Origin of the sequence: Metabacillus malikii (assembly GCF_030813355.1) — a bacterium.
Taxonomy (GTDB): domain Bacteria; phylum Bacillota; class Bacilli; order Bacillales; family Bacillaceae; genus Metabacillus; species Metabacillus malikii.
In genome coordinates this window covers 1-25,861 of record NZ_JAUSUD010000037.1, presented here as the reverse complement: position 1 = coordinate 25,861, position 25,861 = coordinate 1, and the positions used below count along the sequence as shown (strand labels likewise).

Below are 25,861 nucleotides of genomic sequence, written 5' to 3'. Positions count from 1 at the left end.
ACCCGTTCCCATGCCGAACACGGAAGTTAAGCTCTTCAGCGCCGATGGTAGTTAGGGGCTTCCCCTTGTGAGAGTAGGACGTTGCCAGGTACCTTAAGAAAAAGACCAGTAGAGATACTGGTCTTTTTTATTGTGAAATTATCTGTTTTGATTTGTACAGAGTATTTAACATGTTAGGTAAAATTCGAAGATATATAGTCTAACTCATAAATACCTTATGATAAACATGATCAACTAACCCGTGTGCCTATTGTATTTGTCTAAAAAATTTAATGTTCTATAGACAAACCGCATTTCTTATTTTCGTTCTTCTAACATACTACGCTATGAGTAACCCCTTCCTACATGAATGTATCACTTAATATTACTTGTCACCTTTGTATGCTTTTTTGTATCTTGTAAAGGTTTTCTATCTGCGTGCTGCAAGTACTGATTACATAATTTTTATTATGTATGTGAAGGACTAGTAGGGCAATAATAACTATTTTAATGCTTAGACATACACGGAAACTGCATTAGAACATACAGTAGGGTATAAATTAAATAAAATTCTTAATTGTGTATACAAATATATAATTATGGTGAAGCTATAGGTGCGGAGGTGGAGAATATGAGTTCTAATAGTTTATATGAATTATCAGATAAACTATGTATCGTATGTGATACGAAGAAAAACACAGGGATACATCTATATACTAGTTTTATTTGTGAAGATTGCGAGAAAGAAATTGTGAGAACAGAGACGTCAGATCCTAAGTATCAATTTTTCCTAGAACGGTTAAGCAGAGTAAAAAGACCACCATTATACTCTTAATGTAGTATAATGTTAATAGAGTTTTTAGTTAATTATACGGCGACTTACAAGAGTTGACCCCTTAAGGACAAAATATAGGATAAGACAGATAATCATATCCTACCTTTTGTCCTTGAGGGGTCTGTTTTTGTTTAGATTAAGCCCATTATATTTGGATGAGGCTTAAATGTATAGGTAGATACTATACGGTATAGATAGTTTATTAGATATACTGGCATATGGATGAGAATCAAGAATATAGTGCAATTACCTCAATCTTTATAAGTTTAATTAAAATATTTATTAAAAATTTGAATACATCCCATAGAAGGTCTTGTAAGCAACTTCAGTCAAACCTTGATAAAGATTGTACTAAAATGCAACATGCATTTAGACAAGACCATAAATTAAAGTTGATAATAATTAGATTCGATTTAATAATATTCCATGTACTGTTATAATAATGCCATATAATATAAAGGAAGAGATATATATGAAAACGCCTCTTTTCACCTCACTAATGGAACATAAAAGGAAAAATAGCTTATCTTTACATGTTCCAGGCCATAAAAATGGTTCAGTTTTCTTTGGGCCCGCAATAAAGATATATAAAGATGTATTGTCATTTGATTTTACAGAACTTACTGGCTTAGATGATTTACATCACGCAGAGGGTATTATATATGAGGCGGAACAATTAACTGCAAAGCTATATGGTGTAAAAGATACTAAGTTTTTAGTGAATGGTTCTACAGTAGGAAACTTAGCAATGATATTAGCTTGCTGTCGACCCGGAGAAACTATACTCGTTCAACGTAATTCCCACAAGTCTATTATTAATGGAATTAAATTAGCAGGAGCTCGTCCAGTTTTTTTGAATCCAATCATCGATGAAAGACTAGATGTACCTTCATATGTAAACTATGAAACAATTAAGATAGCCTTAGAGACATTTCCTTTTGCGAAGGCTATAATCTTAACAAACCCTAATTATTATGGATTAGCAATTGATTTAACTAGTATTGTAAATCTTGTACATAGCTATGATATTCCTGTATTAGTTGATGAAGCACATGGAGCACACTTTTTATTAGGTAAACCTTTTCCAAAATCAGCAATAAGTGCAGGAGCAGATGTCATTATACAGTCAGCGCATAAAACATTACCAGCAATGACGATGGGCTCATATCTCCACTTTAACAGCACCTTAGTCAATAAAGAAAAGCTCTTTTATTACTTAACCGTACTACAGAGTAGTAGCCCATCCTATCCTATTATGGCATCATTAGATTTAGCTAGAGCCTTCTTACAAGAGATAGTCGAGAAGGGCTATAAAGATAATATTCTCAAAAATCTTACGGTGATAAAGGAGTATTTACACGCAACAGGGAAATTTATTATAGTGAATTCAAATGATAAGCATGTTTATATGGATCCGCTAAAGCTTACTATTAAATCTTCAGAAGGTCTAACTGGCCTTGAATTACTACACTTTTTCGAAAAGCATAACATCTATGGGGAGTTATCTGACCCCACTAAGCTTCTGCTAGTCTTACCTCTCAGTGCAGAGGACAGCATAGTAGATAAGTTGAAAAATGTAAATTTCAACAACGTAAAGTCATTAGGCCGACGTGAGCATATTGCGAAAGCCAATACGATACAACTTACTGAGTTTATTTCGTCACTTGAAAAATCATACTCAGAACTAGAAGAATTCAAAAAACAGCAGGTACCACTATCAGAATCACTCGGACTTATTGCGGCGGAATCAATTGTACCATATCCACCAGGAATCCCCCTTATCATGGAGGGTGAGAGAATTACAGAGCAACTTATTGAACAATTAACTGAATTAGTAAGAGTAGGAATTAATATTCAAGGGGATAAACATATTAGAACAGGTAATATTTTAGTATACAACGAGAGTAGGTAAGAAATGTCTAAAGGTATATTTATTACGTTTGAAGGACCTGAGGGTGCTGGGAAAACGACAATCATTAATTTAGTAAAAGAACATTTTCAGAAAATGGGAATTAGAGCAAACTTCACAAGAGAACCAGGTGGAATTCAAATAGCAGAGAAAATCCGCGAAGTAATACTTAATAAGGATCATGTAAATATGGATGCACGAACTGAAGCATTGTTATATGCGGCTGCTAGAAGACAACATTTAGTCGAAAAAGTAATACCAGCTCTTCAAAGAGGAGAAGTAGTTATATGTGACAGGTTTATCGATAGTTCGTTAGCGTATCAAGGGTATGCTAGAGGATTAGGAATAAATGAGGTTTATAGTATAAATGAATTTGCAATTAATGGGCAATTGCCTGATTTAACAATTTACTTCCAAATTGAACCTGAAGAAGGACTTAAAAGAATAGAATCGAGTGCTAATCGTGAGAAGAATCGTCTTGATTTAGAACAATTATCATTCCATCAGAAGGTTCAGACTGGCTATGAGAAAGTGATTGAGAAATTCCCGGAACGGTTTACGGTAGTTGATGCTGCAAAGTCAGTCAAGGATGTATTACAAGATGTTCTATCGATTTTAGAAAAGAACATGAACATCTAAATATTCTATGTAATGAATGAAATTACCATCAAACTAGCAATGATTCAAATAAGTGGACATGTTACAATATAAGGGGGCGTAGGTTAATGAAATTAATTATTGTTGTTGTTCAGGATCAAGATAGTAATAAGCTATTAAATGCCTTAATGGACCATAACTTCCGGGTAACGAAGTTGTCTAGTACAGGAGGTTTCCTTAAATCTGGAAATACAACATTTATGATAGGTACAGAAGATATACGAGTAGATAAGGCATTACAAGTAATAAGGGATAATTGCAAATCAAGAGACCAGCTTGTTGCTCCAGTTTCGCCAATGGGAGGGAATGCGGATTCATTCATTCCATATCCTGTTGAAGTTGAGGTAGGTGGTGCAACAGTATTTGTTGTCCCTGTAGATCAATTTCACCAATTTTAAAATCTTGGTGCTGGAGGGAAAGCATGAAGATAAGTCAAGATATACGGTCAACTATTGATAATCGCACGCTAGACCAAAAGGTTCCACATAGTGCAAATAAGGGTTTTCATGAGATTGTTACGAAGCAAGGTAATAAACTCCAAGTAGACCAATTAAATAAGATGTTAGCAAATATTGAAGATGTTGGACGCAGGTTATCCAAGTCGCGTAACTTTAGTGACCTGTCTAAATATAAATTATTGGTAAAGAAATTCATTCATGAAGCTGTTGAATATGGTATGAATACAAAACAGTCAAGAAGTTGGGATTATAATGGAAATAGCCGTTCATTAAAGATTATTGAACAAGTGGATCAATCCCTATTAGAATTAACAGATGAAGTCGTTAATAGAGAGGCAGGAACAATTGATATCCTTGCTAAGATAGGTGAAGTTAAAGGGTTACTCATAAACCTATATACGTAGAGAGTGATGGAAAATGATTAATAATTGGCATACCTTAGAGTCTTTACAGCCACGTGTAATGAGGTTATTGACTAATAGTATACAGAAGCAGAGATTAGCTCATGCTTATTTATTTGAGGGGAAGAAAGGAACTGGTAAAAGAGATATAGGCTTGCTCTTTGCTAAAAGTTATTTCTGCGAAGACCCGATACATGTAAATCCTTGTAACAAATGTCGAAATTGTAAAAGAATTGATTCAGGTAATCATCCAGATGTTCATATAATTGAGCCTGATGGTCTTTCTATAAAAAAGTCGCAAATTCATGATTTGCAAGCTGAATTCTCTAAATCTGGCGTAGAATCCAATAAGAAGCTATATATGATTATACATGCTGATAAAATGACTGTGAATGCAGCAAATAGCTTACTGAAATTTTTAGAAGAGCCAAATGCTTCTACTATAGCAATACTCGTAACTGAACAATACCATAAAATATTAAATACAATTCTTTCAAGGTGTCAATTAGTTCAATTTCAACCTTTGCCTCCAGAAGCCATTCAAAATCAACTAGAGGCAGCGGGAGTTTCTAAACATATAGCAGCAATCGTAGCCAATATGACAAATGATTCTGAAGAAGCATTAGAAATGGCAAAAGACGATTGGTTTGCTTCTGCTAGAACGAAAATGATAAAATTATATGAAGTGATTGTTTCAAGGAAGGGACAAGCACCAATATATGTTCATACTGAATGGATGAACCATTTCAGTGATAAGGAGAAACAACAAACAGGTTTAGACTTGTTATTATATATATATAAAGATATACTGTCAGTTCAATTGGGAAATAAAGAACAAGTAATATTTAATGACATGGTTCAGCAGTTAACACAGCATGCCCTTCAAATGACACAAAGAAGTGTAACGGACAAAATGACTTCGATTCTAGAAGCTAAAAATCGGCTTCATGCCAATGTGAATCCACAGTTATTGATGGAACAATTGGTTTTAACATTGCAGGAGGGATAAGTTTGTATGATGTTGTAGGTGTTCGCTTTAAAAAGGCGGGGAAAATTTATTATTTCGACCCTAATGGTCTTCATATAGAGGATGACGACTTTGTCATTGTAGAAACAATTAGAGGAATTGAATATGGTAAAGTTGTTTTAAATAATAAAAAGGTTGAAGAAAATGATGTTGTACTTCCACTGAAAAAAGTAATTCGAATTGCTGATGAAAAAGATAAACTGATGGTGCAGGAAAATAAAACTGCTGCAGAAGATGCATATATTGTATGTCAAAAGAAAGTTTCAGAACATGGATTAGATATGAAGTTAGTTGATGTCGAATATACATTTGACCGAAATAAAGTAATCTTTTATTTTACAGCTGACGGACGTGTCGATTTTAGGGAACTTGTCAAAGACTTAGCAGCAATATTTAAAACTAGAATTGAGTTAAGGCAAATAGGTGTACGTGATGAAGCGAAAATGCTTGGTGGGATAGGGCCATGTGGAAGAATGCTATGTTGTTCAACATTTCTAGGAGATTTTGAACCAGTATCAATCAAAATGGCAAAGGATCAAAATTTATCGCTAAATCCTACAAAGATATCCGGTTTATGTGGTCGGTTGATGTGCTGTTTGAAATATGAGAATGATGAGTATGAAACGGCAAAGGAATTACTCCCTGATATAGGAGAAATCATAGGTACACCAAATGGTCTAGGAAAAGTTGTAGGTTTAAATATATTAGAGCAAATTATACAGGTTAATCTAGTTGAACAAGAACGTGTGGTAGAGTACACTTGGGATGAATTGCAGAAAGAAGGCGTAGTTCCAATGCAATCCACAGATTGATGAGGTGGAACAAGTGGATAAAAAAGAAATATTTGAATCTGTCAGTAGTATGGAAGAGCAAATAGGTTCTCTTTTCACTCAACTCGGTGAGTTAAAGCATCATTTGGAGGAAATTATCGAGGAGAACCATCACCTGAAGATTGAAAACGAGAATTTACGCCGAAGATTAGATGCTACACTAGCAAACACAACGAGCGCGCATACAAGTGAAGCGAAAGCAAAAAAGAAAAGGCATCCAAAACAGCAGCAAATTGATATTGGTGAGGGTTACGATAACTTAGCTAGATTATATCAAGAAGGTTTTCATATTTGTAATTTACATTATGGAAGCTTAAGAAAAGATGGGGATTGCCTATTTTGTTTATCATTCTTAAATAAGAAATAAATGGCTAACTCTGGATAATTGCCTTTGCATAACATTTGTAGAGCAATTTGAACGAGCTAGCTTTTTTTACTTTTTGTTTTGTTATCACTTCGGAAATACATAGATAAAACTTATTAGTTTAATGATATAGTCCGTGCATTTGAACATGGAGTTACCGACAGTAATTCAAGTCTTTATCATTATTATTGGAGGCTGTTAGTGAAATCTCCTTAACATGTTTGCGGAAATATAATTATATTATTGATTCCTATATTACATATAGTTCAAAATATCAACTTCATAAACAAGGAGAGTTTACCATGGTGAAATTAGTGGGGGATGAGCGACTCGATTATTTGCTTGCTGAAGATTTGAGAATTATTCAAAGCCCTTCTGTATTTTCCTTTTCTTTAGATGCTGTCTTATTATCTAGATTTGCATATATGCCTATTCAAAAGGGGAACATTATTGATCTTTGTACTGGAAACGGTATTGTACCACTAATTTTAAGTACTAGAACAAAAGGGACAATCACTGGTGTGGAAATACAAGAGCGTTTATATGATATGGCAGTGAGGAGTATAACATATAATCAATTACATAACCGGATTCAACTAATACATGGTGACCTTAAAGATATGCCTAGTCAACTTGGATTTGGTAAGTATGACGTGGTAACATGTAATCCACCATATTTCTCAACACCACAAAAGGACAAACAAAATTTAAATGAACATCTGGCGATCGCTAGACATGAAATTTTATGTACTTTAGATGACGTAATTAGGGTAAGTAGTCAGTTAGTGAAACAGGGAGGAAAGATAGCACTTGTTCACCGTCCAGGTAGACTAGTAGATATAGTCGAAGCAATGAGAAAATATGGAGTAGAACCTAAGAGGATTCAATTTGTCTACCCGAGGGAGAATAAAGAAGCTAATACACTTCTTATAGAAGGTATAAAAGGGGGACGTTCAGATTTAAAGTTACTTCCCCCTATATTTGTATATAATAGAGAAAATGAATATACAGAGGACATCAAGAAAATATTATATGGAGATAAGGGAGATAGACAGCCCTGAGAAATGCATGTAAATATGCCCTTAAATAGGATACAGCTACATTAAGTTGATCATTAATAATTAAAAATAGTTTTTAAAGAGGAGAGTTGATAATGGATAAGAAACATTACTTCTATGTCCTCGAATGTAGTGATGGCAGTTATTATGCTGGCTATACAGTTGAGATAGCTCAAAGAATAAAAAAACATAATGAAGGAAAAGGTGCTAAGTATACAAGAGGAAGAGGACCTGTTAAGCTTCTTTATTATGAAGAATATGATTCGAAAAGTCTTGCCTTGAAAATGGAGCGAGAGTTTAAGAAGTTAACTAGAAAAGGGAAAGAACAATACATATTAAACCATTCATAATTCGCGAAAGAAGGGTAAAAGGTGCATGTTACAAATACAAAAGAGTTTTAATCAAGATACAAAGGAAATGGGAGATTTATACTTAGTTCCTACACCTATTGGAAATTTAGAGGATATGACATTTCGAGCAATATCAATTTTAAAAGATGTCGATTACATAGCAGCAGAAGATACTCGACAAACTAAGAAGTTATGTAATCATTTTTCTATTGATACACAGATTTTTAGCTACCATGAACATAATAAGGAGGCAAGTGGTTACCGGGTAGTAGAGTTACTTAAACAAAATAAACATATTGCACTCGTGAGTGATGCTGGAATGCCAACTATATCCGACCCAGGGAGTGAACTTGTTAAGCAGGTCCTTTCTTTAGGGGGCAAAGTCATACCGCTACCAGGTGCAAATGCTGCTATTACCGCTCTAATTGCTTCAGGAATTACGCCACAGCCATTTTATTTTTTTGGATTTTTAGATAGACAGAAAAAAGTAAAAAAAAATCAATTGGAATTATTAAAAAATAGAACAGAAACAATTATCTTATACGAATCACCGCATAGGTTAAAAGAGACCTTATCTTTAATGAAAGATTACCTTGGAAATCGTACAATATGTTTATCTAGAGAATTAACAAAAAGATTTGAAGAATTTATCAGAGGGACATTGGATGAAATTATAGAATGGGCTGAAAGTACTGAAATTCGAGGTGAGTTTTGCGTAATTGTAGAAGGTGCCGAAGATATTAGTAATAACGACTTAGAAGCATGGTGGACTAATTTAAGTGTAAAGGAACATGTGGAATACTATATTGAACAGGATATTCCATCTAAAGAATCGATCAAGAAGGTATCAGTAGAGAGAAAAATATCCAAAAGAGACGTATACCAAGCTTACCATATAAATTAATATACGAAATGTTGGGTGACTCAAAAGGGCTCTACTCCTCTACAAACACAGATATATAGATTAGAAGTAATTCCTCGTCTATTTAGTGTATGTTAGGAGTAAAACCCTGATTTGAGTCACCCTCAATTTCAATCAATGAAGTGAACTATGATTATTTTTGAACAAGTAAGTTTTGGATTTCAGATAGAACTTGTTCTGCACCTTCACGGCTAAGAACGATTTTACCGTTAGCTAATGCTAAGTTATCATCAGAAACTTCACCAGTGATTTGGCAAGTCATATTTGGTTTATATTTCTTTAAGATGATTTTTTCATCATCAACATAAATTTCTAGAGCATCCTTCTCAGCGATACCTAATGTGCGGCGTAATTCAATTGGAATTACAACACGGCCTAACTCATCAACTTTACGTACAATACCAGTAGATTTCATAATTGTATTTCTCCTCTCAAATTCGACATTCTCTATTTTTAGCTTTCATACTTCGTCAATATTCGACAAAAACTGATTTGCTTTTTAAGCATATCAACATTTCCAATAAACGTCAATCATTTTGTTTGTATTTTTGTAAAAAAATAGATTAGGTTAAAAGTATGTGAGAATCAGGGTTTCTTAGTTATATACCCCATTTATTATGAATTAAAACCTTTATTTACTAATATATTCAGGATATTTCCATACCCCTCATTCGACAAATATTTATCGTGTTTGTCGAATGAAGGTAACTATTAGCTAATTAAAATGGCTCTTTTTACAATATTGGCCTTAGTTGTACTTACTTTATAGAGAGTGGATGATAGTCGAAGTTAGATATGCTTATCAACTACTCTGCAATAGCTAGGTAACAATGGACTGTTATCAACCGAAGACGCGAAAACGTAAAAAGCAAAAATGTATAATAAATTAGCCTAATAAAAAGAAATTCTTTATGTATACACCTTTGATAATAGGGGGTAAGATGGTATTATTAAGAGTATGAAATCAATCTAAATGGATAGATTAATAAGGAATTTACTTATCTAATATCCATTTTATAATTATTGAGTCTACATAACGCTCTCGTCCATTAGGGCGAGAGCATTTTTACTTATTATGTTCTATATTAACATTCGTGGAACATTGCAAAGATTAAGGAGGGTACATAATGGAATCGAATAAAAAAACTTTTTATATCACAACACCAATTTACTATCCAAGTGGAAAACTACATATTGGACATGCATACACGACTGTTGCAGGAGATGCAATGGCACGATATAAGCGGATGCGTGGGTTTGATGTCATGTACTTAACGGGTACAGATGAGCACGGGCAAAAAATCCAAAGAAAAGCAGAAGAAAACAATATTACACCACAACAGTACGTTGATGAAATAGTGGCAGGTATTGAAAAATTATGGGGGAAGATGGAGATATCTTACGACGATTTTATTCGTACTACTCAAGAACGCCATAAAGTAGTTGTTGAAAAGATCTTTTCTCAACTAGTTGAACAAGGAGATATTTATTTAGATGAGTACGAAGGTTGGTATTCAGTTCCTGATGAGACGTATTATACAGAACTACAATTAGTTGACCCAATAATTGAAAATGGGAAAGTAGTTGGTGGTAAAAGCCCTGATAGTGGACATCCGGTTGAGTTAGTTAAAGAAGAGTCCTATTTCTTTAAGATGGGTAAATATGTAGATAGACTTTTAGCATATTATGAAGAAAATCCAGGGTTTATCCAGCCAGAGTCTAGAAAAAATGAAATGATTAATAACTTCATTAAACCGGGCTTAGAAGATTTAGCAGTTTCACGAACTACCTTCGACTGGGGAGTAAAGGTTCCAGGAGATCCAAAACATGTTATATATGTATGGATAGATGCTCTTTCAAATTATATTACTGCACTTGGATATGGAACAGATAATGACGAGAAATATAAAAAATATTGGCCAGCTGATGTTCATATCGTTGGTAAAGAAATTGTCCGTTTCCATACAATCTATTGGCCAATTATGTTAATGGCCTTAGATTTGCCATTACCGAAGAAAGTTTTTGCACATGGATGGCTTCTAATGAAAGATGGGAAGATGTCCAAATCTAAGGGAAATGTTGTTGACCCTGTTACATTAATCGATAAGTATGGGTTAGATGCATTACGATATTATTTATTAAGAGAAGTACCTTTTGGCTCAGATGGCGTGTTCACACCTGAGGGTTTTGTTGACCGTGTGAATTTTGACCTAGCTAATGATTTAGGGAATTTATTAAATAGAACAGTCGCAATGATTGACAAATATTTTGATGGCAGTGTTCCAAGTTATCAAGGAAGTAAATTAGAATATGATAAACAGTTAGTTGCAACAGCAGACGATACAATTAAAAAGTATGAAGTAGCAATGGAGAATATGGAATTTTCAGTTGCTCTATCATCTTTATGGCAATTCATTAGCCGTACGAATAAATATATTGATGAAACTCAACCATGGGTACTAGCAAAAGATGAAGAGGACCGAGATAAGTTAGCCTCAGTTATGGTTCATTTAGCTGAGTCATTACGTATCACAGCTGTTTTATTAAAACCGTTCTTAATTGAAGCTCCAACGAAAGTATTTCAGCAGCTTGGTATTCATGATAAAACACTTCAAACATGGGAGAGTATTATAGAGTTCGGACAAATAAAGGATGCAACTGTTAATAAACAAAGTCCAATTTTCCCTCGTTTAGATGCTGAGGAAGAGGTTCAATATATAAAAGAACAGATGAAGGGACCAACATCTACTGTAGAAATAGAGGAAAAAGCAGTAGAAGCGGAAGAGGAAGAATCAGAGATAACAATCGATGAATTTATGAAGGTTGACCTAAGAGTGGCAGAGGTTATTCATGTTGAACCAGTAAAAAAAGCAGACCGTTTGTTAAAACTACAGCTTGATTTAGGGTATGAAAAGAGACAAGTTGTATCAGGTATTGCGAAATATTATAAGCCGGAAGAATTAATTGGTAAAAAGGTGATATGTGTAGTCAATCTTAAACCGGTAAAACTCCGAGGAGAGCTTTCTCAAGGTATGATATTAGCAGGTTCAAACGGAGACAATTTGTCTGTTGCGACCGTTGATAGTAGTCTACCAAATGGTTCAAAAGTGAAATAATATTAGGTTTTAATTTTATAGTGATTTTCCTTAATAATTGATTTATAAGAAAATAGACCAAAACTGGGGTGTTCCACGTGTAACAATTTGTAGAACACCCCTTAGATTTGTCGAAGAAAGGAAGAATAATGATGTTATTTGACACTCATGCACATTTAAATGCTATCCAGTATGATGAGGATGTAGCAGAAGTGATCGAGCGTGCTCGACAAGAAAATGTCTCGCATATAGTCGTTGTTGGTTTTGATCGAGAGACGATTACGAGGGCTATGGAATTAATTGAACAATATGAGATGATTTATGCTGCAATTGGCTGGCATCCAGTTGATGCAATCGATATGACTGATGCCGATTTAGACTGGATTAAAGAATTATCTTCGCATCCAAAAGTGGTTGCAATAGGGGAAATGGGACTAGATTATCATTGGGATAAATCACCGAAGGATGTACAAAAAGAAGTATTTAGAAAACAAATTCAATTGGCTAAAGAAGTGAATCTGCCAATAATCATTCATAATCGCGATGCTACAGAAGATGTTGTTCAAATATTAAGAGAAGAACAGGCAAGCGTTGTTGGGGGAGTGATGCACTGCTTTACAGGAAGTTTAGAAATCGCGAAGCAATGTATGGAGATGAACTTTTATATTTCATTCGGGGGTCCAGTAACATTTAAAAATGCAAAAAAACCAAAGGAAGTAGTGAAAGATATTCCAATGGATTCTTTATTAATTGAGACAGATTGCCCATATTTAACCCCACACCCATTTAGAGGGAAAAGAAATGAGCCAAGTTATGTAAAATATGTTGCAGAACAAATTGCAGAGATAAAAGGAATAACATTTGAAGAAGTTGCATTAAAAACTTCCGACAATGCTATGAAATTTTTCGGCATAACTCGATAGCCAAATCTGTCGACTTATAAGTAAGCTTGTCCTGAATAATCTATTTCTAAAGAGTTCTACATGTCTCATCTTCCTCATAGGATATCTTTGTCGATAACTCTTTCTTCACATTTGGCTCGTTTTTACGCATAATTATGAATACGTTGGAAAAATGAGACAACGTCGGAAGGGTTGACAAGATGAAAGATACTCTATATAATCCACGAGGAAGAAGGAGGCGTTTTTCATTTTCATTCAAAACATGAAAAAGCTGTTTTCCGAAAAGGTTTTAAAGAACAAGATTGTCCTTACAACTACTAGTTTACTAGTCATAGGATCGGGTACTGCATATGGTACATACGAAGGGTTAAAAGAATCTGTTACGTTATCAATAAATGGTAAAGAGGAGAAAATACGTACACATGCAGATACAGTAAAAGAGTTATTAAAAGAACAGGATATAAATGTTAGGACAGAGGATCATATATCACCTGCTCCTAAGGAAAAAATAAAAAATAATATGGAAATTGTCTTTGAAGCTTCAAAACCTATTAATCTTGTTGTAGATGATGAACGAAGGACAATATGGACAACAGCGGATACAGTGAAGGATTTTATTCAAAGTGAGAATTTAAAAGTAACTGAGCACGACCGGATTGAACCAGCATTAGATACTGAGATTGAGAAAGAGATGTCATTAAAAATTGATAAAGCAATCCAGCTTACACTAAATGTTGGCGAAGATAAGCAACAAGTTTGGACCACTTCGACTACTGTCGCTGACTTTTTAAAAGAGCATAACGTTAAATTAAACGAATTAGACAAGGTTCAACCAGATTTAACGAAGGAGATTAATGAGGAAAGCATCATTACTGTTACACGAGTAGAAAAAGTCACCGATGTAGTGGAAGAACCAATCGCCTTTAAGGTAGTTAAGAAAAACGATAATTCAATCGAAAAGGGTAAAGAAAAAGTAATTGACCCTGGTCAAGAAGGTAAACAAAAAAAGCATTATGAAGTCGTTTTGGAAAACGGGAAAGAAGTATCTAGGAAACTTCTAAAAACAGAAACGGTTGAAAATAGTAAAGACAAAGTAGTTGCCTTAGGAACGAAACCAATAGAAGCACAGACAGCGAGTGCTACTCAAAACGTATCACGTGGAAATGATGCTGTAGCAAAGGAATTCTATGTGCATTCAACAGCTTATACAGCTAATTGTAATGGGTGTTCAGGCACAACAGCTACAGGACTCAATCTACATGCTAATCCAAATGCAAAGGTAATTGCAGTTGATCCAAGCGTTATTCCTCTTGGTACGAAAGTGTACGTTGAGGGTTACGGTTATGCAGTTGCTGCTGATACTGGTTCAGCTATTAAGGGAAATAAAATAGATGTATTTATGACGTCAAAATCATCTGCCTATCGATGGGGATCGAAAAAGGTTAAGATAAAAATATTAGAATAAACATTACAGGGGGAAATTTCCCTCTGTTTTTTTGTGGTCAAATGAATTAAACAGACTTATAAGGGACGGAAAAATGCAATGACAACAACTTTATAGAACTATCGATAAATTGAAAGATATTCTTTTTCTTCCTATGTGAGAAGGGTATACTTAATAGTACTGACATAGGCTCGAGGGTTATTTAAGAAACAACCTATTACAATCTATGTTAGTTACAATGAATTTGTTCAGTAGTTTTTTAAAAAATGTAATAATAATATAAATTTTGTAATCTAAAATTAATGTTACACCATATATGACGGATTGCATAGATGGAAAGTTTCAAAATTTGGAGGAAAAAATGAAAATTAAAGAAATAATTGTTGTTGAAGGGAAAGATGATACAACTGCCATTAAAAGAGCAGTTGATGCTGATACGATTGAAACGAATGGATCCTCAATTGGTGAGGCGGTAATTGAACAAGTAAAGCTTGCACAAAAAACAAGGGGTGTTATTTTATTCACGGATCCAGACTTCCCAGGAGAAAAGATTAGGCATACAATTGCCGAAAAAGTACCTGGATGTAAACATGCATTTATACCAAAACATGAGGCAAGGCCGAAAAATGGAAAAGGGATTGGTGTTGAACATGCATCGGTTGATTCTATAAGGGCTGCGTTAAGAGAAGTAAAGGAAGAGATGGAAGATTATATTAGTGAAATTACACAAGAGGATTTAATCGATGCTGGACTACTTGGAGGACCGAATGCAAGACAAAGGCGCGAGAAGTTAGGGCTCCATTTAAAGATTGGCTATGCAAATGGTAAACAGCTATATAAAAGACTAAAGATGTTTCAAATTAGTAAACATGATTATCTAGAGGTTGTAAACAAGATTATCCAGGAGGAAAAGATAAGATGATGAAGGATATTGCAACACCAATACGAACAAAGGCAATATTAGAAAAATACGGCTTTTCCTTTAAGAAGAGTTTAGGACAAAACTTTCTGATTGAACCTAACGTACTAAATCGAATTGTAGATCATGCAAATGTAACAGAGAAAACAGGTGTTATCGAAATAGGGCCAGGAATCGGTGCATTAACAGAGCAATTAGCTAAGAGAGCTAAGAAGGTTGTTGCATTTGAAATAGATCAACGGTTACTTCCTATATTGGCAGACACGTTAGAACCATATCCAAATGTAACTGTTATTCATCAGGATATACTAGATGCTGATATACATCATACAATAGCTAGTGAATTTGATGATTGTGAGGAAATTATGGTTGTTGCAAACCTTCCTTACTATGTCACGACGCCGATCATTATGAAGCTTCTTGAGGACAAGCTTCCGTTGAAAGGGATTGTTGTGATGCTGCAAAAGGAAGTTGCAGACCGTATTTCAGCAATACCATCTACTAAAGAGTATGGCTCATTGTCGATTGCGATTCAATATTATACAGAAGCTAAAACTGTTATGACAGTCCCAAAAACAGTCTTTATGCCACAACCAAATGTTGATTCTGCTATTATTCGTTTGTTAGTTAGGGATAAGCCTTTGGTCAATGTAAAAGATGAGGCATTCTTTTTTCAGCTAGTCCGTGCAAGTTTTGCACAACGGCGAAAAACGCTGATAAACAACTTGGTTCACTTTTTCCCAAATGGTAAAGAATTAAAAACGGAAATTGAAGAAGTTCTTGGTACAATAGGAATTGATGGTAGGAGAAGAGGGGAATCACTTTCCATTCCGGAGTTTGCAAAAGTAAGTGACGCATTAGCAGACATCTATCAATCATAATGATTAATAATTATATAGAAGGTACTCATAACCAAATGCCAGACTGAACAAACTCTGGTCTTACGTCAATGAGTCACCTTCTATATTTTTTGTGCTCTTTTCTTAAGGTTTTTTGGATATGAGCCTCACCCACCCCGCGGAAAACCAGTACTGCAAGAGGGGGCGCACTCTTAACGACAACTAAGTAAGAAGCGCAACAATGTTTACAAAAAAGCCCTTCCTTCTAGAGAGTTATTGTGGTTGTGTTCATATTTTAAGCAGGTCCTCTAAAATAGAAATAATGTTAGAAAATATTCAAGCACAAAATGTTAGCAATTACATAGGCTAGAAAAGGAGTTTTTCTCATATGATTTACTCTACTTGAAAAAATAAAGCCATTTATTCCCCTTATAGGGTGATTATTTGCCCAAATAGCTAAAACGGCAAATAGGAGTGATTTTGTGCAGGTGAAAATAGGAGACATTGTTGCAAGGAAGTCTTATCAGCTAGATTTAATATTTAGGGTCATAAATGTTATCGAAAATACAAATGGTGAAAAGATTGCTATTTTGCACGGGGATGAATTTCGTTTATTAGCTGATGCAAAGTATGAAGATTTAGTCATCATTGATGATAATGAAAGAAATAATCGTAAGCTTAAAGAGAAACAATTGATTGAAAAATCATACGACTTATTAAAGCAAGATTATCAACTGCTTAGAGAAAAGCAGGAGTTTTATGCTACTTCTAGTTATAGTCATAATGAAGAGTTCTTTCATGTTCCTGGGAGGGTCCTTCATATTGATGGAGACCCGAGTTTTTTGGAAAAGTGCCTGGATTTATATTCAAAGATTGGTGTGCCTGTAAATGGTGTACATGTAAGTGAAAAGGATATGCCAAATCAAATAAATGAATTACTTGATAAATATCGACCAGATATACTCGTTGTGACAGGGCATGATGCTTATTCAAAACATAAAGGAGATATAGATGACCTAAATGCATATCGACACTCCAAGCATTTTATTCAAACCGTGAGAAATGCACGCTCAAAAAATCCACATCTTGACCAACTTGTCATTTTTGCTGGTGCATGTCAATCGCATTTCGAATCATTAATCCGAGCTGGAGCTAATTTTGCAAGTTCACCTTCAAGAGTAAATATTCATGCACTTGATCCTGTATATATTGTAGCAAAGGTGAGTTTTACACCATTTATAGAAAGAATAAATGTTTGGGAAGTCCTAAGGAATACGTTGACACGTGAAAAGGGGTTAGGTGGAGTAGAAACGAAAGGGTTATTACGAACAGGAATGCCGTATAAAAAGCATGACAACCAGTAATATACGAGGGCTGTTTAGTGAAGACATTATTAAGAAAGAGATTTACATGAAAGCTTCACTGGACTGCCCAATTTTATTTGGAGATTTTTTAGCTAACTTACTAAATCTGGATATTAAGCTTTTGCTTAAATAATCTCCAGATTTAGCTTATTTCTAGAGGAAATCAGTGAAAAAAATGAATGTTATCCTCATTAAGGAAAAAAATATTCATTTTATACATAAAAGCTGTAAAGTAAGCTCAAACTACATGTAGGCAAAATGAGAATTTTGTTGAAAATATTATATTGACAGTAGTTAAATAACATTGGTATAATTTAAATTTTATTTGACTTATCTTGCTGTCTGTTGTATACTAAATATTAGTGAGGTGGATGCAATGGGAAAAACTCTAACGGATATTAAAAAGTCCTTGGACGGAAATCTTGGCAGACGACTAACTTTAAAAGCTAACGGTGGTCGCAGAAAAACGATAGAACGCTGTGGTGTACTTGCAGAAACCTATCCATCTGTCTTTGTTATTGAATTGGATCAAGATGAAAATTCTTTTGAGCGAGTATCTTATAGCTATGCCGATGTACTTACTGAAACAGTACAACTAACATTTTTTGAAGATACAACAGGATCATTTGCAGTTAGTGGACAGTAGACAACCAATTTGTTTACTGTTTTTTTGTGTTTAAATAAAAGGATGAACAAATATCACATATGATATGTATGTGTTTCATGAATACCAAAGATTACCTCGTGAGTATTCTATGACGTACCCTACCATAATGACTCAGCAAAATTATTATATGGTCTTACATAAATTTTGCGTTGCGACAAATAATAATAGTGCCGCAGTATAGCTTTCTTATAGTAAACGAACCCTCCTGAAAGGAAGTGTTTCGGCAATGGGCAGACGTCGTGGAGTTATGTCTGAAAGTTTTAAGTATGAACTTGCTAAAGACTTAGGTTTTTACGAAACGGTGAAAGAAGAGGGCTGGGGAGCCATTCGAGCACGTGATGCAGGAAACATGGTAAAACGTGCAATAGAAATGGCAGAAGAACAGCTTGCCCAACAAAATAAGAATCAATCATAAGGCGGCAAGGCTGACTGTTGTTAGTAACTTCATACAAGTTACTAACAGAGTCAGTCTTTTTGATGTGACTTTTTCTTATTTACTGATTAGGTCATATCGCCTTGGGGAAGTATGTAAAAGTAGAGTGAAAGCAAACCTGAAAATGTCGAAAAAGAAAATACTTTACCTGCTTTTGTGGTACAATGTTGATACAATTGCAGATCGTCAAAGTAGGTGAAAACAACGATGCGTGTTTTAGAGAAAGCACCAGCGAAAATAAATTTATCATTGGATGTTCTCCGTAAGCGAGATGATGGCTTCCATGAAGTGAAAATGATTATGACAACAATAGATTTAGCAGATCGTGTGGAACTGATGGAATTACCTTTTAATGAAATTCGAATTGTATCTCATAATCGGTTTGTTCCGGATGACCAAAGAAACTTAGCATATCAGGCAGCCAAGTTACTTAAGGACCGTTTCCAAATAAAAAAGGGAGTTTCTATATCAATAACTAAAACAATACCTGTAGCTGCAGGACTAGCAGGTGGCAGCAGTGATGCTGCAGCAACCTTAAGAGGTTTGAATCGTTTGTGGAAATTAGGATTAACCTCAGATGAATTAGCAGAATTAGGAACAGAGATTGGTTCAGATGTTGCATTTTGTGTATACGGTGGTACAGCGTTAGCAACTGGAAGAGGAGAAATCATTAAACATATTAGTCCACCTCCACACTGTTGGGTAGTGTTGGCAAAACCAACAATAGGCGTCTCAACAGCAGATGTATACCGCAATTTAAGGATCAATTCGATTAATCACCCAGATGTCGATGGAATGGTTGATGCAATATATAACGGAGACTATACTGAAATTTGTCATTTGATGGGTAATGTTCTTGAAAGTGTAACTTTACATATGTATCCAGAGGTAGCAAATATTAAAGAACAAATGAAAAGGTTTGGAGCAGATGCAGTACTTATGAGCGGTAGTGGGCCGACCGTTTTTGGACTTGTTCAATATGAATCGAGATTACCGAGAGTATATAATGGACTTCGTGGCTTTTGTGACCAAGTCTACGCAGTACGCATGCTAGGTGAACGAAACATCCTTGATTAAATACGGATATTAAGTTATATTTACAGTAATATTATTCGGATTTTGGAGGTTAACCGTTCATGAAATTTCGCCGTAGTGGCCGTCTTGTTGATATGACATACTACATGCTTCAACATCCACATTCATTAGTACCATTAACGTATTTCTCAGAGAAGTACAATTCTGCTAAATCGTCAATTAGTGAAGACTTGACAATTATAAAAGAAACATTTGAACAACAAGGGATCGGGACTTTACTTACTGTGCCTGGAGCAGCAGGTGGTGTTAAATATATACCAAAGGTGGACATAGCTGAGGCAAAGCTATTTATTGATGAACTTTGCGAGAAAATGGCTAAACCGGAAAGGCTACTCCCAGGTGGCTATTTATATTTAACTGATTTATTAGGGAATCCATCAATTGTAAATAAAATTGGTCGTTTATTTGCAACAGTATTTAGTAATCGGAAAATTGATGTAGTTATGACAGTTGCAACAAAGGGAATTAACTTGGCTTATGCAGTTGCAGCTCAACTTGATGTACCCGTCGTAATCGTACGCAAGGATAGTAAGGTTACGGAAGGATCTACTGTAAGCATAAATTATGTTTCTGGTTCTTCTAAACGTATACAAACTATGTTATTAGCAAAAAGAAGTTTAACAGAAGGTTCTAATGTCCTAATTATTGACGACTTTATGAAAGCTGGCGGAACGATTAATGGGATGATTAGTCTTTTAGATGAATTTCAAGCAAATGTTTCTGGTATTGGTGTACTAGTAGAAACGGAAGGTGTAGAGGAGAGATTAGTTGATGAATACATATCTCTTACAAAACTAACTGAAGTAGATACACGTGAGAAACATATTGAGGTAAAGCCAGGAACTTATTTTCAAATCAATGAAAACAAGAAGATTGGAGAGATTGAATGATGAAGGTAGTTAGTACAAAACAAGCACCAGCAGCAATTGGTCCATATTCTCAAGGAATTATTGTAAATAATTTATTTTATAGTTCAGGTCAAATTCCATTAACTGCTCAAGGAGAGATGATTACAGGTGGAATTGCTGAGCAAACACATCAAGTTTTTAATAACCTAAAGGCTGTACTTGAAGAAGCAGGTTCTTCTCTTGAGAATGTTATAAAAGCAACAGTATTTCTTAAAGATATGAATTCATTTGCAGATTTCAATGAGGTGTATGGACAGTACTTTTCAAGCCATAAACCGGCTAGATCTTGTGTGGAAGTAGCAAGATTACCGAAAGATGCATTAGTCGAAATAGAAGTAATCGGATTAGTTAAATAAATTAGTAAAAGGGAGCTAACTGGACTTGATGGTTAGCTTTTTTTGTTTTTAAAGGCACTTTTCTATAGAGTGATGAGAGAATCAACTGACTGATATATGAATAAAATAGTAAACTGTCATATTTTTTAAAAAATTTTTCAAATTATGCAGGAAAAAGGAAAAACACGTTGAATTATTAACTAAGGTTTTTCATATGGGGGAAAAGGTGGTGAACAGAATGGAAGTTACAGACGTAAGATTGCGCCGCGTAAATACCGAAGGTCGCATGAGAGCGATTGCATCTATCACATTAGATCATGAATTTGTTGTTCATGATATTCGTGTAATTGATGGTAATAACGGTCTCTTTGTTGCGATGCCAAGTAAGCGTACTCCGGATGGAGAGTTCAGAGATATTGCACACCCTATTAATTCTAATACACGCGGAAAAATCCAAGATGCTGTATTAGCAGAATATCACCGTCTAGGTGAGTTAGAAGTAGAATTTGAAGAAGCTGGAGCTTCATAAAATATGAAAAAGACTTTGCAGTAAGCCTGCAGAGTCTTTTTTTGTTTAGCTCTTTTTTAAAAAATGTTGCTTTAAGCACAAACTTTATTAAAGGTTGGTTGAAGCTGATTGCTAGATTACTGTGCGATGCATGGGAAAGGTGAGACGTGAGCAGGCGCCAACGATAAGGTGACCGCAAGAGAAGGCGGCTTGCCCATCGACATACACACTAGAGACGTACATCGACTAAGACTAAAGGCAATCACGATAAGCCGTATGATGAATCGATGATGACTTATCTTATGGAGATGACCTGAAGTTTGCTTGTTCGTGCCGCAGGAACTAGACAAGCTCGCAAGCAACCACACTGCCCCGTGAGACTGCAAGAAGAAACTAACCTTTTGTTTTCCTATTTTTCTAATAAACTCCCTAACTAGTCTCCTTATTAATTGCTTGTTATTGCAGTCAATTCACCAACAAATCTGATGTATGCTTGGCCTATGAGCACTATAAGCAATAATGAACAACAATGTTTTCGAAACTTGCCAATGGTATACTTAAAATACCCAAATGCGTATATACTATTACTTATCTGCGATTGATTCAGAAAACTATGTTAAAATGAGAGTGATTGCATGACAGATATTATTATGTTGTCTTGAAATGATAGATATTTTAAGATATATTTTTTATGGATATCAAGACTTATGATGAATAAAAATTTAAGAAACTTAATTATTCGAATACACTTAATTGGAGGCCAGGTAAATGGATAAACGATTTGCTGTTATACTAGCTGCGGGTCAAGGTACACGAATGAAATCTTCTTTATATAAAGTATTACACCCTGTATGTGGAAAGCCAATGGTTCAACATGTATTAGATCAGGTAACAAAATTGGATTTATCTAAGGTAGTTACTGTTGTTGGACATGGTGCTGAAAAAGTAAAAGCTGAGCTAGGAGATATAAGTGAATATGCTCTGCAAAGCGAACAATTAGGAACTGCACATGCAGTCATGCAGGCTTCGACATTTTTAGAAAATGAAGAAGGTACAACAATTGTAATCTGTGGCGATACACCTCTTATTACTGCTGAAACAATTCATGCACTACTAGAACATCATAAACAGTTAAATGCTAAAGCGACGATATTAACTGCTAGTGCAGATAATCCTACCGGATATGGGCGTATTGTTCGTAATAATGAAGGTATGGTTGAAAAAATCGTTGAACATAAAGATGCTACTGAAGATGAAAGAACAATTACTGAGATTAATACAGGTACATATTGTTTTGATAATAAAGAGTTGTTTAATGCTCTTAATAATGTTTCTAATGACAATGTGCAAGGAGAATATTATTTACCAGATGTCATTGAAATATTGAAAAAGGAAGGGAAGGTTGTTTCAGCTTACCAAACAGATTCTTTCGATGAAACTTTAGGAGTAAATGACCGCATAGCACTATCTCAAGCAGAGAATATTATGAAGAAACGCATTAATCATGATCACATGAGAAATGGTGTTACAATCATTGACCCAGATAACACGTATATTTCAACTGATGCTGTTATTGGCCGTGATACCGTTATTTATCCAGGGACAATCATAACTGGCGAAACCGTTATAGGTGAAAATTGTATCATTGGACCGAATAGTGAAATCACCAATTGTAAAATTCAAAATGAGACGAACATTCGCCAATCAGTTGCTCATGATAGTGAAATTGGAAGTAAAGTAATGATCGGACCGTTTGCTCATATTCGTCCATTATCGAATATTGCCGATGATGTAAAAATCGGAAATTTTGTAGAGATTAAGAAGTCGACTATAGGTAAAGGAAGTAAAGCATCACATCTAAGTTATATTGGTGATGCGGAAGTTGGAGCAGATGTAAACCTTGGTTGCGGTTCAATTACTGTAAACTACGATGGACAAAATAAATATTTAACGAAAATAGAAGACGGCGCTTTTATTGGATGTAATGCTAATTTAGTTGCACCTGTGATAGTAGGTAAAGGTGCTTTCGTTGCAGCAGGATCTACTGTAACAAATGATGTTCCTGAAAAAGCATTATCAGTAGCTCGTGCGCGACAAGTAAATAAAGAGAATTATGTAGACCGTATAAATAATAAAAATTCCTAATGGAGGTTTTCTTTTAAACATGTCTAATCGATACGGAGATTCAAATTTAAAAATCTTTACATTAAATTCAAATCCAGCTTTAGCTAAAGAAATTGCAGATATTATAGGTGTTGAACTAGGCAAAAGTTCAGTAACACGATTTAGTGATGGAGAGATTCAGATAAATATTGAAGAAAGTATTAGAGGTTGTGACGTCTATATCATCCAATCAACTAGTGGTCCTGTTAATGAACATCTGATGGAACTATTAATTATGATTGATGCTTTAAAACGTGCATCTGCGAAAACGATAAATATTGTTATTCCTTATTATGGTTATGCACGTCAAGATCGCGAGGCTAGAGCTCGGGAACCTATTACAGCAAAGCTAGTAGCAAATCTCATTGAAACAGCTGGATCAACCCGTGTTATTACATTAGACATGCATGCTCCACAAATTCAAGGGTTCTTTGATATTCCAATTGATCACTTGATGGGTGTCCCTATTTTGGGTGAGTATTTCCTTGAAAAGCAATTGGAGGACATTGTCATTGTTTCTCCAGACCATGGTGGCGTAACTAGAGCTAGAAAGCTAGCAGATAAATTGAAAGCACCGATTGCAATTATTGATAAGAGACGACCAAGACCAAATGTAGTAGAAGTAATGAATATTGTAGGGAATATTGAAGGCAAAACAGCAATTCTTATTGACGATATCATTGATACAGCTGGTACAATTACACTTGCTGCAAATGCACTGGTTGAAAATGGTGCAAAAGAAGTATATGCCTGCTGTACACATCCTGTATTATCAGGACCAGCAATAGAAAGAATCCAAAACTCAAAAATCAAGGAATTAGTAGTTACTAATACAATTGCATTACCTGAAGAAAAAAGAATTGAAAAATTAGTTGAACTTTCTGTAGCTCCTTTAATAAGTGAAGCAATTATTCGAGTACATGAAAAACAATCAGTAAGTTTATTATTTGATTAAAATAAATTCGTATTTTATTGCAGGCGATTATCGATAATCGCCTGTTATTTTTATAACATATTTTTGATACCGTTCTACTGATTGAAGGTACGGTAAAATAGTGAAACTTTAATAAGTTCAACCCTTTGTAAAGTAAGTTATGTTTATCCTCTCCTAATTATGGGCAAACCATAAATAGAGAACCATAAATTAGGAGGAATAGTATGACTACATTACAAGCGGTAAGAAGGACTAAATTCTCAAGATCAGCCAAAAAGGCAATACGCGATTCAGGTCAAATACCTGCAATTATCTATGGAAAGGCCATCCAAAGTGAACCTATAGCTGTAGACAGTATACAATTAATGAAAACACTCAGAGATGAAGGTAAGAACACGATTATTAAAATAGACATTGAAGAAACATCACATAATGTCATGTTATATGATATGCAAACTGATTCGCTTAAGGCTAATATCATTCATGCAGATTTTCATGTTGTCAACATGAAAGAGGATGTAGAGGTTGAAGTGCCCTTACAATTAGTAGGAGAAGCTCAAGGGGTTAAAGATGGTGGTGTACTTCAACAATCTGTCCATGAGATAACTGTTAAGGATAGACCTGGTAATATTCCACAGACTATCGATGTGGATATATCAAATCTTGCAGTAAATGAGACAATTCAATTAAAGGATATTAACAGAACAGGAAACTTTCAATTTGTTCAGGAAGAAGATTTAGTCATTGCATCAATATTACCGCCTAAACAAGAAGAAGAAATTGATAGCGGTGAAGAGCAGGAGCCTGGCACCCCTGAAAATGAAGAAGGCCGTGAAGAATAATATTAATGCTCACTTGTACTTCAAGATATAAATGCTAATGTATCGATGAACAAGTGTGACAGTCTCGTAACGTATATAAACTTATGCGTGCTAAAAGCATAGACTTATTTGAATGGCTCTTATCAAGAAAATTGTTGCTTTTAGGTCAAACTCAACTAAGAGGGTCTGTTTGGAGCATATTGTGAGACGCCTGCAGGATGCGGTGTAAGGTAAATATCCAGCAGGCGTTTACGCTAATGAGGTTCATCGCCCACGTTCTGTTATTTTTGTTACTTTATGAAAAAAAGGCCTTATCTTTAAAAAGGATTGCTATCATTTTATTACTTAGCTTTAAGTCGATTTAAATTGTTTTTTGTGCACTTCTCGTGCATGCAAACCAAGATTATCAACGATTTAACTTTTTATGTAGGAATTTAAATATACCTTACTTGTCTTTATTGTGAGGAAGCTGAACCTTTCATTTATTGTCACGAAAATCTGTGCTATTGTTATATAATAGTAGAAGATGCTCTAAATAGATTATTAACTTACTCAACTTTCGCACACTGAAATAGGCAGGTAGACCTTGATGTAATTAGGTAAGCCTGCAATCCAGTGTTGTAGTTGACATTGAATTAATTTTT

27 protein-coding genes and 1 rRNA gene are annotated in these 25,861 nt (G+C 34.9%); 27 read left to right on the top strand and 1 reads right to left on the bottom strand.

The window, feature by feature from the left end; translation table 11 throughout:
• The 12 genes from rrf to rsmI all read left to right on the top strand — a co-directional run.
• Positions 1 to 90, top strand: a 5S ribosomal RNA gene (gene rrf / locus J2S19_RS22165); the annotation flags it as partial.
• A 520-nt stretch (positions 91 to 610) separates the two neighbouring features.
• Entirely contained in the window at positions 611 to 814 is a 204-nt protein-coding gene (locus J2S19_RS22160) for a sigma factor G inhibitor Gin (protein ID WP_307346625.1), read from the top strand.
• 472 nt (positions 815 to 1,286) lie between these two features.
• On the top strand, positions 1,287 to 2,726 hold the full coding sequence (locus tag J2S19_RS22155; RefSeq protein WP_307346621.1) for an aminotransferase class I/II-fold pyridoxal phosphate-dependent enzyme: 1,440 nt from the start codon (positions 1,287 to 1,289) through the stop codon (positions 2,724 to 2,726).
• Between the two features lie 3 nt (positions 2,727 to 2,729).
• Positions 2,730 to 3,362 (top strand): dTMP kinase, encoded by a 633-nt coding sequence (tmk, locus tag J2S19_RS22150; RefSeq protein ID WP_307346618.1) that lies wholly within the window; start codon positions 2,730 to 2,732, stop codon positions 3,360 to 3,362.
• Between the two features lie 86 nt (positions 3,363 to 3,448).
• Positions 3,449 to 3,778 (top strand): cyclic di-AMP receptor DarA, encoded by a 330-nt coding sequence (darA, locus tag J2S19_RS22145; protein ID WP_307346616.1) that lies wholly within the window; start codon positions 3,449 to 3,451, stop codon positions 3,776 to 3,778.
• A gap of 23 nt (positions 3,779 to 3,801) precedes the next feature.
• On the top strand, positions 3,802 to 4,242 hold the full coding sequence (locus J2S19_RS22140; RefSeq protein ID WP_307346613.1) for a YaaR family protein: 441 nt from the start codon (positions 3,802 to 3,804) through the stop codon (positions 4,240 to 4,242).
• A 13-nt stretch (positions 4,243 to 4,255) separates the two neighbouring features.
• Positions 4,256 to 5,248 (top strand): DNA polymerase III subunit delta', encoded by a 993-nt coding sequence (gene holB, locus J2S19_RS22135; RefSeq protein WP_307346609.1) that lies wholly within the window; start codon positions 4,256 to 4,258, stop codon positions 5,246 to 5,248.
• A gap of 2 nt (positions 5,249 to 5,250) precedes the next feature.
• A complete protein-coding gene (gene ricT / locus J2S19_RS22130) occupies positions 5,251 to 6,078 on the top strand; it encodes a competence/sporulation regulator complex protein RicT (RefSeq protein WP_307346607.1) in 828 nt (275 codons plus the stop codon).
• Positions 6,079 to 6,091: 13 nt separating this feature from the next.
• Positions 6,092 to 6,463: a DNA replication initiation control protein YabA gene (yabA, locus tag J2S19_RS22125; RefSeq protein ID WP_307346604.1), complete on the top strand. Its 372-nt coding sequence runs from the start codon at positions 6,092 to 6,094 to the stop codon at positions 6,461 to 6,463.
• Between the two features lie 299 nt (positions 6,464 to 6,762).
• Positions 6,763 to 7,521 carry a tRNA1(Val) (adenine(37)-N6)-methyltransferase gene (locus J2S19_RS22120; RefSeq protein WP_307346602.1) on the top strand — a complete coding sequence of 253 codons (759 nt, stop codon included), beginning with the start codon at positions 6,763 to 6,765 and terminating at the stop codon, positions 7,519 to 7,521.
• Between the two features lie 92 nt (positions 7,522 to 7,613).
• Positions 7,614 to 7,868, top strand: coding sequence for a GIY-YIG nuclease family protein (locus J2S19_RS22115; RefSeq protein WP_307346598.1), 255 nt, complete (start codon positions 7,614 to 7,616; stop codon positions 7,866 to 7,868).
• Positions 7,869 to 7,893: 25 nt separating this feature from the next.
• Positions 7,894 to 8,772, top strand: coding sequence for a 16S rRNA (cytidine(1402)-2'-O)-methyltransferase (rsmI, locus tag J2S19_RS22110; protein ID WP_307346595.1), 879 nt, complete (start codon positions 7,894 to 7,896; stop codon positions 8,770 to 8,772).
• Between the two features lie 151 nt (positions 8,773 to 8,923).
• Here the strand turns inward: rsmI and abrB are convergent, their stop codons facing one another.
• Positions 8,924 to 9,205: a transition state genes transcriptional regulator AbrB gene (abrB, locus tag J2S19_RS22105; protein WP_307346592.1), complete on the bottom strand. Its 282-nt coding sequence runs from the start codon at positions 9,203 to 9,205 to the stop codon at positions 8,924 to 8,926.
• A gap of 712 nt (positions 9,206 to 9,917) precedes the next feature.
• Here abrB and metG point away from each other — a divergent pair.
• From metG to J2S19_RS22030, 15 genes are all read left to right on the top strand, one after another.
• On the top strand, positions 9,918 to 11,906 hold the full coding sequence (gene metG / locus J2S19_RS22100; protein ID WP_307346589.1) for a methionine--tRNA ligase: 1,989 nt from the start codon (positions 9,918 to 9,920) through the stop codon (positions 11,904 to 11,906).
• 131 nt (positions 11,907 to 12,037) lie between these two features.
• On the top strand, positions 12,038 to 12,808 hold the full coding sequence (locus tag J2S19_RS22095; protein ID WP_307346587.1) for a TatD family hydrolase: 771 nt from the start codon (positions 12,038 to 12,040) through the stop codon (positions 12,806 to 12,808).
• 241 nt (positions 12,809 to 13,049) lie between these two features.
• Positions 13,050 to 14,252 carry a ubiquitin-like domain-containing protein gene (locus J2S19_RS22090; RefSeq protein WP_307346585.1) on the top strand — a complete coding sequence of 401 codons (1,203 nt, stop codon included), beginning with the start codon at positions 13,050 to 13,052 and terminating at the stop codon, positions 14,250 to 14,252.
• Positions 14,253 to 14,592: 340 nt separating this feature from the next.
• The gene (rnmV, locus tag J2S19_RS22085; protein WP_307346581.1) at positions 14,593 to 15,153 is read left to right on the top strand and encodes a ribonuclease M5; all 561 of its coding nucleotides are present in this window, start codon (positions 14,593 to 14,595) and stop codon (positions 15,151 to 15,153) included.
• A complete protein-coding gene (gene rsmA, locus J2S19_RS22080; RefSeq protein WP_307346578.1) occupies positions 15,150 to 16,031 on the top strand; it encodes a 16S rRNA (adenine(1518)-N(6)/adenine(1519)-N(6))-dimethyltransferase RsmA in 882 nt (293 codons plus the stop codon). Before rnmV ends, rsmA begins: the two co-directional genes overlap by 4 nt.
• 440 nt (positions 16,032 to 16,471) lie before the next feature.
• On the top strand, positions 16,472 to 17,353 hold the full coding sequence (yabG, locus tag J2S19_RS22075; protein WP_307346575.1) for a sporulation peptidase YabG: 882 nt from the start codon (positions 16,472 to 16,474) through the stop codon (positions 17,351 to 17,353).
• 376 nt (positions 17,354 to 17,729) lie between these two features.
• Positions 17,730 to 17,999, top strand: coding sequence for a biofilm formation stimulator Veg (veg, locus tag J2S19_RS22070; RefSeq protein ID WP_026562427.1), 270 nt, complete (start codon positions 17,730 to 17,732; stop codon positions 17,997 to 17,999).
• Positions 18,000 to 18,246: 247 nt separating this feature from the next.
• The gene (locus tag J2S19_RS22065; protein ID WP_307346572.1) at positions 18,247 to 18,435 is read left to right on the top strand and encodes a small, acid-soluble spore protein, alpha/beta type; all 189 of its coding nucleotides are present in this window, start codon (positions 18,247 to 18,249) and stop codon (positions 18,433 to 18,435) included.
• A gap of 225 nt (positions 18,436 to 18,660) precedes the next feature.
• Positions 18,661 to 19,530, top strand: coding sequence for a 4-(cytidine 5'-diphospho)-2-C-methyl-D-erythritol kinase (gene ispE / locus J2S19_RS22060; RefSeq protein ID WP_307346569.1), 870 nt, complete (start codon positions 18,661 to 18,663; stop codon positions 19,528 to 19,530).
• A gap of 59 nt (positions 19,531 to 19,589) precedes the next feature.
• Complete coding sequence (gene purR, locus J2S19_RS22055; protein WP_307346567.1) at positions 19,590 to 20,438, top strand: pur operon repressor; 849 nt, start codon at positions 19,590 to 19,592, stop codon at positions 20,436 to 20,438.
• Entirely contained in the window at positions 20,435 to 20,812 is a 378-nt protein-coding gene (ridA, locus tag J2S19_RS22050) for a 2-iminobutanoate/2-iminopropanoate deaminase (protein ID WP_307346565.1), read from the top strand. The genes purR and ridA overlap by 4 nt, the downstream gene beginning before the upstream one ends.
• A 217-nt stretch (positions 20,813 to 21,029) precedes the next feature.
• Positions 21,030 to 21,320: a septation regulator SpoVG gene (gene spoVG / locus J2S19_RS22045; protein WP_046517517.1), complete on the top strand. Its 291-nt coding sequence runs from the start codon at positions 21,030 to 21,032 to the stop codon at positions 21,318 to 21,320.
• 747 nt (positions 21,321 to 22,067) lie between these two features.
• Positions 22,068 to 23,444 carry a bifunctional UDP-N-acetylglucosamine diphosphorylase/glucosamine-1-phosphate N-acetyltransferase GlmU gene (gene glmU / locus J2S19_RS22040; protein ID WP_307346563.1) on the top strand — a complete coding sequence of 459 codons (1,377 nt, stop codon included), beginning with the start codon at positions 22,068 to 22,070 and terminating at the stop codon, positions 23,442 to 23,444.
• Between the two features lie 19 nt (positions 23,445 to 23,463).
• Complete coding sequence (locus J2S19_RS22035) at positions 23,464 to 24,417, top strand: ribose-phosphate diphosphokinase (protein WP_307346561.1); 954 nt, start codon at positions 23,464 to 23,466, stop codon at positions 24,415 to 24,417.
• Between the two features lie 203 nt (positions 24,418 to 24,620).
• The gene (locus J2S19_RS22030; RefSeq protein ID WP_307346558.1) at positions 24,621 to 25,238 is read left to right on the top strand and encodes a 50S ribosomal protein L25/general stress protein Ctc; all 618 of its coding nucleotides are present in this window, start codon (positions 24,621 to 24,623) and stop codon (positions 25,236 to 25,238) included.
• Positions 25,239 to 25,861: the final 623 nt, after the last annotated feature.

Excerpts from the sequence above, each read along its gene's own strand:
- J2S19_RS22160 (WP_307346625.1), top strand. The coding sequence starts at position 611 with ATGAGTTCTAATAGTTTATATGAATTATCAGATAAACTATGTATCGTA.
- J2S19_RS22155 (WP_307346621.1), top strand. The coding sequence starts at position 1,287 with ATGAAAACGCCTCTTTTCACCTCACTAATGGAACATAAAAGGAAAAAT.
- tmk (WP_307346618.1), top strand. The coding sequence starts at position 2,730 with ATGTCTAAAGGTATATTTATTACGTTTGAAGGACCTGAGGGTGCTGGG.
- darA (WP_307346616.1), top strand. The coding sequence starts at position 3,449 with ATGAAATTAATTATTGTTGTTGTTCAGGATCAAGATAGTAATAAGCTA.
- J2S19_RS22140 (WP_307346613.1), top strand. The coding sequence starts at position 3,802 with ATGAAGATAAGTCAAGATATACGGTCAACTATTGATAATCGCACGCTA.
- holB (WP_307346609.1), top strand. The coding sequence starts at position 4,256 with ATGATTAATAATTGGCATACCTTAGAGTCTTTACAGCCACGTGTAATG.
- J2S19_RS22120 (WP_307346602.1), top strand. The coding sequence starts at position 6,763 with ATGGTGAAATTAGTGGGGGATGAGCGACTCGATTATTTGCTTGCTGAA.
- J2S19_RS22115 (WP_307346598.1), top strand. The coding sequence starts at position 7,614 with ATGGATAAGAAACATTACTTCTATGTCCTCGAATGTAGTGATGGCAGT.
- rsmI (WP_307346595.1), top strand. The coding sequence starts at position 7,894 with ATGTTACAAATACAAAAGAGTTTTAATCAAGATACAAAGGAAATGGGA.
- abrB (WP_307346592.1), bottom strand. The coding sequence starts at position 9,205 with ATGAAATCTACTGGTATTGTACGTAAAGTTGATGAGTTAGGCCGTGTT.
- metG (WP_307346589.1), top strand. The coding sequence starts at position 9,918 with ATGGAATCGAATAAAAAAACTTTTTATATCACAACACCAATTTACTAT.
- J2S19_RS22095 (WP_307346587.1), top strand. The coding sequence starts at position 12,038 with ATGTTATTTGACACTCATGCACATTTAAATGCTATCCAGTATGATGAG.
- J2S19_RS22090 (WP_307346585.1), top strand. The coding sequence starts at position 13,050 with ATGAAAAAGCTGTTTTCCGAAAAGGTTTTAAAGAACAAGATTGTCCTT.
- rnmV (WP_307346581.1), top strand. The coding sequence starts at position 14,593 with ATGAAAATTAAAGAAATAATTGTTGTTGAAGGGAAAGATGATACAACT.
- rsmA (WP_307346578.1), top strand. The coding sequence starts at position 15,150 with ATGATGAAGGATATTGCAACACCAATACGAACAAAGGCAATATTAGAA.
- veg (WP_026562427.1), top strand. The coding sequence starts at position 17,730 with ATGGGAAAAACTCTAACGGATATTAAAAAGTCCTTGGACGGAAATCTT.
- J2S19_RS22065 (WP_307346572.1), top strand. The coding sequence starts at position 18,247 with ATGGGCAGACGTCGTGGAGTTATGTCTGAAAGTTTTAAGTATGAACTT.
- ispE (WP_307346569.1), top strand. The coding sequence starts at position 18,661 with ATGCGTGTTTTAGAGAAAGCACCAGCGAAAATAAATTTATCATTGGAT.
- purR (WP_307346567.1), top strand. The coding sequence starts at position 19,590 with ATGAAATTTCGCCGTAGTGGCCGTCTTGTTGATATGACATACTACATG.
- ridA (WP_307346565.1), top strand. The coding sequence starts at position 20,435 with ATGATGAAGGTAGTTAGTACAAAACAAGCACCAGCAGCAATTGGTCCA.
- spoVG (WP_046517517.1), top strand. The coding sequence starts at position 21,030 with ATGGAAGTTACAGACGTAAGATTGCGCCGCGTAAATACCGAAGGTCGC.
- glmU (WP_307346563.1), top strand. The coding sequence starts at position 22,068 with ATGGATAAACGATTTGCTGTTATACTAGCTGCGGGTCAAGGTACACGA.
- J2S19_RS22035 (WP_307346561.1), top strand. The coding sequence starts at position 23,464 with ATGTCTAATCGATACGGAGATTCAAATTTAAAAATCTTTACATTAAAT.
- J2S19_RS22030 (WP_307346558.1), top strand. The coding sequence starts at position 24,621 with ATGACTACATTACAAGCGGTAAGAAGGACTAAATTCTCAAGATCAGCC.